The following is a 1,238-nucleotide window of genomic DNA, read 5'->3' as shown; positions in this document are numbered from 1 at the left end:
AACCTGTCGGCCACAGCCCCTGTCGCCAATGCCCTGCTGCTGGATACCGGAACGCCTGTCGCCATGTTCGCCCCCAATCACGACATGACAGAGGAGGCGTATGACGACCTGAAAAAGATCGCCGCCAATGGCGTCTATCCGCCGTGGCTGTGGGCACCCGAAGAATTTGACTTGCCTGGTATCCCAGGCAAGTCAAAATAATCGCACGGCACGGCGGTTTCTTATCAGGTCATTTGTTTATCGGTTTCCGAATGAACAAAAGGCTAGAGTAAATGGAAGCATTTCTTAAGCGGCGTCAGATTTATATTGTTTGGTTGAGGACTGAAAGGCTACGAGGATGAACCATTTTCAATGGGCTGTTGCCATAAACTCTGTAGGCGGTCTCTCCGATGGCGATGATGAGATGAGGCTTGCAATCACGGGCGCAGAGAACTTCTGCCTCGACTTCATTCGGGACAATGGCCTGCCTCGGAACTACATGGTCGAGAAAGGCATCCCCTATATCGCTGCCTACATGGTCTCATGCGCCAAGAACATCGACTATGAAATCTTCAACCTCTATCTCGATAGCAGGGATTACCGGCGGATCTTCCAACGTGAAGCCGAGAAAAATAAAGGCATCCTGGCGGAGATGCTGAATGAGGCCGCGCAGATACAACCGGATATTCTCAGGAGCTTCATCATCGGCGCAGGGTTGCGGTTGAAGATCGCTCCAACCGGCACTGGCAAACGCGTCAAATTAAGTAAGCAGAATAGTCGTTACTGAAAGTTGGTTTCAGAGTAAAAGATAACCAATAAAAAGCGAGATTATCATGGAATACTGTTGTCCTTTATGTGCCTCGACATCTGATTCACTTTCGCATTGTGAGTTTTGTGGAATAATTAGGAACGAGGTTTGTTATCCCACGAAGGAAAAATCGGAAGGGAGCTTCTGGCACGTCATCCTGATGCTTATTGGATTTGGCATGCTGTTGCAGATTTCTGCGCTGTTCCTCTGACCAATCCGGGCGTCCCCTTCGGGCCGCGTCCCCGGTTCCGGCCGGCAAGACCGGCCTCCACCCGAGCTGGTCGGGGCGATGCGCCCGGCTGCGCTGCACGGGTGAATGTCTCGTCCCGAGCCATCCCCCCGCACACCGGTCCTGGGCGCCCTGCCCCGCCCATCTCGTCCCTCACGGGCGGGACCGCTGACGCAGGGCGCGCGCGCAATGTGGGCAAGTAAAGCATAAATCTCTGTCGCT

The 1,238-nt window shown here is 53.6% G+C and carries 1 protein-coding gene and 1 pseudogene; both read left to right on the top strand.

All coding sequences use genetic code 11. From position 1 onward, the window contains the following. Positions 1-201, top strand: a pseudogene (locus TW83_RS21450) (hypothetical protein); the annotation flags it as partial. 136 nt (positions 202-337) lie between these two features. Beyond that, a complete protein-coding gene (locus tag TW83_RS17905) occupies positions 338-766 on the top strand; it encodes a hypothetical protein (protein WP_045984147.1) in 429 nt (142 codons plus the stop codon). The last annotated feature ends 472 nt before the right edge of the window (positions 767-1,238 follow it).

Source organism: Paracoccus sp. S4493 (assembly GCF_000967735.1).
In the GTDB taxonomy this organism is placed as follows: Bacteria; Pseudomonadota; Alphaproteobacteria; order Rhodobacterales; family Rhodobacteraceae; genus Paracoccus; species Paracoccus marcusii.
This window is presented reverse-complemented; position numbering and strand designations above follow the sequence as displayed.

Coding starts and splice junctions, on each gene's coding strand:
- TW83_RS17905 (WP_045984147.1), top strand. CDS start 338: ATGAACCATTTTCAATGGGCTGTTGCCATAAACTCTGTAGGCGGTCTC.